8 protein-coding genes are annotated in these 6,211 nt (G+C 57.9%); 7 read left to right on the top strand and 1 reads right to left on the bottom strand.

Annotated elements, in window-relative coordinates; translation table 11 throughout:
- Position 1 precedes the first annotated feature (1 nt).
- The 3 genes from ACRESD_RS24810 to ACRESD_RS24820 all read left to right on the top strand — a co-directional run bounded on the left by ACRESD_RS24810 (position 2) and on the right by ACRESD_RS24820 (position 2,109).
- A complete protein-coding gene (locus ACRESD_RS24810; protein ID WP_431753324.1) occupies positions 2-1,105 on the top strand; it encodes an MFS transporter in 1,104 nt (367 codons plus the stop codon).
- The gene (locus tag ACRESD_RS24815) at positions 1,102-1,632 is read left to right on the top strand and encodes a 1,2-dihydroxy-3-keto-5-methylthiopentene dioxygenase (protein ID WP_431753325.1); all 531 of its coding nucleotides are present in this window, start codon (positions 1,102-1,104) and stop codon (positions 1,630-1,632) included. Before ACRESD_RS24810 ends, ACRESD_RS24815 begins: the two co-directional genes overlap by 4 nt.
- A 207-nt stretch (positions 1,633-1,839) precedes the next feature.
- Entirely contained in the window at positions 1,840-2,109 is a 270-nt protein-coding gene (locus ACRESD_RS24820; RefSeq protein WP_431753326.1) for a response regulator transcription factor, read from the top strand.
- Between the two features lie 61 nt (positions 2,110-2,170).
- Here the strand turns inward: ACRESD_RS24820 and ACRESD_RS24825 are convergent, their stop codons facing one another.
- Positions 2,171-2,449 (bottom strand): DUF3509 domain-containing protein, encoded by a 279-nt coding sequence (locus ACRESD_RS24825; RefSeq protein ID WP_016970113.1) that lies wholly within the window; start codon positions 2,447-2,449, stop codon positions 2,171-2,173.
- Between the two features lie 397 nt (positions 2,450-2,846).
- Between ACRESD_RS24825 and ACRESD_RS24830 the strand changes: the two genes are divergently transcribed.
- The 4 genes from ACRESD_RS24830 to ACRESD_RS24845 all read left to right on the top strand — a co-directional run bounded on the left by ACRESD_RS24830 (position 2,847) and on the right by ACRESD_RS24845 (position 6,117).
- Positions 2,847-4,673 (top strand): long-chain-acyl-CoA synthetase, encoded by a 1,827-nt coding sequence (locus tag ACRESD_RS24830; RefSeq protein WP_431753327.1) that lies wholly within the window; start codon positions 2,847-2,849, stop codon positions 4,671-4,673.
- Between the two features lie 96 nt (positions 4,674-4,769).
- On the top strand, positions 4,770-5,285 hold the full coding sequence (locus ACRESD_RS24835) for an ankyrin repeat domain-containing protein (protein ID WP_431753328.1): 516 nt from the start codon (positions 4,770-4,772) through the stop codon (positions 5,283-5,285).
- 42 nt (positions 5,286-5,327) lie between these two features.
- Positions 5,328-5,858: a hypothetical protein gene (locus ACRESD_RS24840; protein ID WP_431753329.1), complete on the top strand. Its 531-nt coding sequence runs from the start codon at positions 5,328-5,330 to the stop codon at positions 5,856-5,858.
- 67 nt (positions 5,859-5,925) lie between these two features.
- Complete coding sequence (locus ACRESD_RS24845) at positions 5,926-6,117, top strand: PLDc N-terminal domain-containing protein (RefSeq protein ID WP_003172956.1); 192 nt, start codon at positions 5,926-5,928, stop codon at positions 6,115-6,117.
- Positions 6,118-6,211 lie beyond the last annotated feature (94 nt).

A 6,211-nucleotide genomic window follows, 5' to 3' on the forward strand; every position in this document is an offset into this window, starting at 1 on the left:
GTTGGGGGCGACCGCGCCATTCCTTGCGCTGTACTTCGATCACCTGGGTTTCCCCAGCGCACGCATCGGCGAGCTGGTAGCCATCCCCATGTTGATGCGCTGCGTGGCCCCCAACCTGTGGGGCTGGCTCGGCGACTACAGCGGTCGGCGCCTGGCCATCGTACGCTTTGGCGCGGTGTGCACCCTGGCGAGCTTTTCGCTGATATTCGTCAGCAAGACCTACGCCTGGCTGGCCATGGTGATGGCACTGCATGCGTTCTTTTGGCACGCGGTGTTGCCGCAGTTTGAAGTGATCACCCTGGCTCACCTGCAAAAACAGACCTCGCGCTACAGCCAGATCCGTCTCTGGGGATCCATCGGTTTCATCTTGGCCGTGGTCAGCATGGGGCGTCTGTTCGACTGGCTGAGCCTGGATATTTACCCGGTGGTGGTCGTGGTGATCATGGCCGGCATCATCGGTGCCAGCCTGTGGGTGCCGAATGCGCAGCCCGTCACCCATGGCAACCGCTTGGCCGGCGACGGGTTTCTCAAGCAGTTGCGCAGCCCCGGGGTACTGGCGTTTTATGCTTGCGTGGCGCTGATGCAAATGAGTCATGGGCCGTATTACACCTTCCTTACGCTGCACCTCGAGCATTTGGGTTACAGCCGAGGTGTGATCGGCCTGCTGTGGGCGATGGGTGTGGTGGCGGAAGTGTTGATGTTCCTGGCCATGAGCCGCCTCCTCGCGCGCTTTTCGGTTCGTCGGGTACTGCTGGCCAGCTTCCTGTTGGCTGCGCTGCGCTGGTTGTTGCTGGGCACACTGGCCGAGTTTTTCTGGGTACTGCTGCTGGCGCAAGTACTGCACGCCGCCACGTTCGGCAGTTTTCATGCGGCGGCGATCGCCTTTGTGCAACGTAGTTTCGGCGACCGCCAACAAGGTCAGGGCCAGGCGTTGTATGCGGCTTTGGCGGGCACAGGGGGGGCTGTAGGAGCCCTGTATTCCGGTTATAGCTGGAACCTGCTGGGGCCGACCTTCACCTTTAGTATTGCCAGCGTCGCAGCCCTGGCCGCTGCCGTTATCATTGGCTTTCGATTGCAAGAGCCGAACCAAGGAACCGTGCAATGAGTTATGTAGCTGTCTACCACGTCACCACACCCGATACCCCGAATAAAGTGCTGACCCACTTTGACGACATCCGTTCGACCCTGGCCGAACACGGCGTGCGCTTCGAGCGTTGGCAGCCCGGTATCATTGAAAAGGGTGCCAGCGACATCGCCATGATCGCGGCGTATCAACCGCAGATCGACAGCCTGGGTTATGCGGCCGTGGAGGTGTTCAGCGTGACCGGCGACCATCCACAGAAGGATGAGCTGCGCGCCCAGTTCCTCGACGAGCGCTGCAATGGCGAGGATGAAGTGCGTTTCTTCATCGCGGGCCAAGGGTTGTTCAGCCTGCACATTGGCGACTACGTGTATGGCGTGCGTTGTGAAAAAAATGACCTGCTGGTGATTCCTGCCGGCCTGCCCCATTGGTTTGACATGGGGGAGAACCCGCACTTCGTGACATTGCGTATGTTTAATTCGACTAAAGATGCTGTGCCGGAATTTACTGGAAATGAAATAGCGCGTCTTTTTCCAGGATTGGACGACTAAGCATAGCTATTTGAACGTTCAACCCCAGCAAGTTGGAAATTACTGTGGGAAGAAGCTTGGTTGCTTGTAAGGCACGGCTGTTTATTCTGAGTCTTACGCTTTCATTCCATTCATTATGTAACTCTCTCTGCGTTCAATGTTTATGTCACCTGTCAATAGGAGGAATCCGAATAGGGGCAGGGGTTCTGTAAATGAAAGGAGAGAGCAATGAGTGGCCCAGTCGAGTCCTGTCACCCGCTGGTTATTCTGCCGACGGCGATCAGAAAGCGCATGAGTTTGTCCGGCAAACCCTTGACCCCGGCGGAGCTGGAGATACTGCGATGGGCTTCGGAAGGCAAGACGGTCTGGGAGATCAGCCAGATTCGAGCCACCTCCGAAGCCACCGTGAAATTTCATCTGCGCAATATCTACGGCAAATTGGAAGTGACCAACCGTGTGCAGGCAATGAATGAAGCCATCCGCCTGGGTTTGTGCTGACGGACAGCAAAAAGGGCCGCAACGCTTGATGGCGTCGCGGCCCTTTTTTTGTGCGTGTGATTTAAGCCGAGTGGTAAGTCGGCAGGGCAAAGCGGTTCTGGCTTTGCAGCATCGAAATCTGTGGCAGTTCACTGGCTTGTTCGGCCAGGTCGCGGCGAATGGCGCTGATCACCCAGGTCAACTGATCAGCGGTGTGCAGTTGCTGATAAGAGATCGAGCGCTTGACCTGTTTGCCTTCGCTGTTGCGCAGGGTCAACAGAATGCCGCCATCGGGACGTGGTTGGGTGGTGACGTCGTATTGGGAGAATACAGAAGCGAATTTATCTTGGATCAGGCTCATGTCTATCAGCTCCGTTGGCTCAAGTTGGCAAGCATGGAGTGATAGGTGCAGTGATTGTGCCAGCATTGGCTATCGAATTAATTCGTTATAAAACAATGACTTAACAAAATTCAAGATTTTTGTTTTCGTGCAATTTGCATGAATGGCCATCGTGCATCCTGCATTTTGCGTTATCGAAGACGAAGGTTTCGGCGGGCGTTCTCTGCTAATGACTGCTGACACATCACAGAATTCCATTTTTTGTGCCGCACGTATCTGGGATACAAAACTTTTCAAATCCTGCGTGTACAGCCAAAGAATCGCTGGCGTATTTTCCTGCAAGGCATTCGGTCTCCTGCCTACAGGAGCGCCGTTGTAGATGGGCCAGACCAACAATAAGAAAAAAGGACGTTCCGCCATGAGCCATCAGCAAGATGACATGATCACTTGGGGCATGATGCTGCGTAAGGTGCCAGCCATCGTTCGAGCCCTGCCACGGGTGGTGCGCGGCATGCGTGCGGCGAATGTCACCGACCCCGGGCAGCCTTGCGGTCTCGGTTGGTACTTCGAACAGGCCGTCCTGCGTAATCCTCACGGCGCTGCGCTGCTATATGGCGACGAAGTGCTCAGCTACAGCGAAGCCAACCAACGAGCCAATCGCATTGCTCACCACTTGCACGCTCAAGGTATCGCCAAGGGTGATGTGATCGCGGTGTTTGTCGAAAACCGCCCCGAATTGCTCCTGACGGTGCTGGCGGTGGCCAAGCTGGGCGGTATCTGCGCCATGCTCAATACTTCGCAAACCCAGGCGGCGTTGGTGCACAGCTTGAATTTGGTGAGCCCGGTGGCGATCGTGGTGGGTGCTGAGTTGGTGGCTGCCCACGCGGCGGTTCGCGATCAGGTAGCGATTGAAGCAGGCAGGACCTGGTTTGTCGCCGATCAACCCGCGAGCACGGTGCCCGAAGGCTATACCGACCTGCTGGCCGCCAGCGCCGACGGCTCGGTGGACAACCCCGACAGCACTGGTCGCATCTTCTTCAACGACCCTTGCTTCTATATCTACACTTCCGGCACCACCGGCTTGCCCAAGGCCGGCATCATGAAACACGGCCGTTGGACCAAGACCGCCGTCAGCTTCGGCAGTATCGCCCTGGACATGGACTCGGATGACGTCCTGTATTGCACCTTGCCGCTGTATCACGCCACCGGGTTATGTGTGTGCTGGGGCTCGGCGATTGTCGGGGCATCGGGTTTCGCCATCCGCCGCAAATTCAGCGCCAGCCAGTTCTGGGACGATGCGCGCAAATTCAACGCGACTACCCTGGGTTATGTCGGTGAGCTATGCCGCTATCTGCTTGATCAGCCGCCCAGTGCACAGGACCGCGATAACCGCGTGACCAAAATGGTTGGCAACGGCCTGCGCCCAGGCGTGTGGGCGCAGTTCAAGCAGCGCTACGGGGTTGAACATGTCTGCGAACTGTATGCTGCCAGCGACGGTAATATCGGCTTCACCAACATCCTCAATTTCGACAACACCATCGGCTTTTGCCTGCAACACTGGGCGCTGGTCGACTACGCCCACGATACCGGTGAGCCGCTGCGTGGCAGTGATGGTTTCATGCGCAAGGTACAGGCGGGCGGACAGGGGCTGCTGCTCGCCAGGATCGATGAAAAGTCGCCCTATGACGGCTACACCGACCCGGAAAAGAACCGCAAGGTAGTGCTCACCGACGTGTTCGAAAAGGGCGACCGCTATTTCAATTCCGGCGATTTGTTGCGCAGCATCGGTTTCGGCCATGCGCAATTTGTTGACCGCCTCGGCGACACCTATCGCTGGAAGGGTGAAAACGTGTCGACCACCGAAGTGGAGAATGTCCTGCTGCAGCATCCGCAGATCGCCGAAGTGGTGGCCTATGGCGTCGAGATCGAAAATACCAATGGGCGGGCGGGGATGGTCGCCATCACCCCCAGCGAATCCTTGGCGTCTCTGGACATGCGCGAGCTGCTGCAATTCGCCCACGGCCAGTTGCCACATTACGCCGTGCCGTTGTTCCTGCGGATCAAGGTGAAGATGGAAACCACCGGCACCTTCAAGTACCAGAAGGTCAAGCTCAAGGAAGAGGCATTCGACCCGGACAAGGCCGGCAATGACCCGGTTTACGCCTGGCTGCCGGGGTCCGACAGCTATGTGCCGGTCACCGGGCAATTGTTGGCGCAGATCCAGGGTGGGCAGTTCCGTTATTGATTCTGCCTATGGGCACTTTTGGCAAAAAAGCCATGACAGTGGGGAGCTTCAACGCGACACTGGGCGCCTATAAAGCACACAGACAAGGAGCCCCACATGTCAGACCAGCCTAAACAAATGACCGAAGATGAAGCCGCCGAATTTGCCGAGCAGGTCTTCAACGTGGCCCGTAATGGCGATGCTGCCATGCTCGCCGCACTGTTGGCCAAAGGCTTGCCTGCCAACCTGCGCAACCACAACGGCGACACCTTGCTGATGTTGGCGGCCTACCACGGTCACGCCGATGCGGTGAAAGTATTGCTGGAGTTCAAGGCTGACCCGCAGATAGCCAATGACAAGAACCAACTGCCGATTGCTGGCGCGGCATTCAAGGGTAATCTGCCGGTGGTCAAGGCGCTGATTGAAGGTGGCGCGCCGGTGGACGCTGCGTCCTCGGATGGTCGTACGGCGCTGATGATGGCGGCGATGTTCAACCGCGTTGAGATGGTGGATTACCTGCTGGGCCAAGGCGCCAACCCCAAGGCAGTCGATGCCCAAGGCGCCACCGCGTTGGCAGCGGCGCAGACCATGGGCGCGGCGGATACGGCGGCGCAGTTGCAGAAACTGGTGTAGGCTACGCGCCCTCGAAAACCAGCCCGCCACAGGACCATCCCCATGAAAACCGCCCTCGTCGAACTCATCAGCAAAATCAGCGCCGGCGTCATGGGCGAGGACGAAGTGGCGCGCATCGCCGAAGAAGCGGCCCGGGCCTACGCCGACCCTGTGGCTTTTCTGGCGGCCAATCCGGATATCAACTACGACGACACGTTCCCCATCTCACTGGGTGAGTGGGTGGTGGTCGGCAGCTTGCCGGATACCGTGCTGTTCCAGGCCGACACCTATGGCGATTTGTTTGCGCAGGTCGTTGCGTCGTTCGGCCCGGGTGTGGCGTTCAACCTCAAGCCTAAGCAGCTGGCCAAGACCGACGACCTCACGGCGCTGAACCGCATTCAGATCCAGATGAGCGCTCTCAGCCCGGAAGACGGCGGCTACGTGCTGATGAATTTCAGCCAGTTGCTCGATGATGAAATCCAGACCGTGCTGGTATACGGCAACGACCTGCCGCGTGTGCTGGAGCTGTGCGCCGAAGTCGGCATCAAGGCCGAGCCGTCCCTTGAAGCGCTGCGCGTTGCCGTACACGTCTGAAATAAAACGGAACCCCGGTCAGGGCTGACTATCCTACAAGTGCATGCCCTCACTTAGGAGCGACACCATGGGTTCCACTTTTAATGGCCTGATCGGCCTGATCATCCTCGCGCTGGATATCTGGGCGATCATCAACGTGTTCAAAAGCGGCGCGAGCACGGGCGCCAAAGTGCTGTGGATCTTGTTGATCCTGCTGCTGCCGGTATTGGGCCTGATCATCTGGGCGATTGCCGGGCCGCGGGGCAATGTGCGGATCTGATTACCCAATCAATTTGCAGTGACACCGGTAAAATGTGGGAGCGGGCTTGCCCGCGATTGCGGTGTGTCAGCCAACTCGTCTGGCACTGATATAC

It is taken from the genome of Pseudomonas sp. (genome assembly GCF_050739995.1).
Classification (GTDB): Bacteria; Pseudomonadota; Gammaproteobacteria; order Pseudomonadales; family Pseudomonadaceae; genus Aquipseudomonas.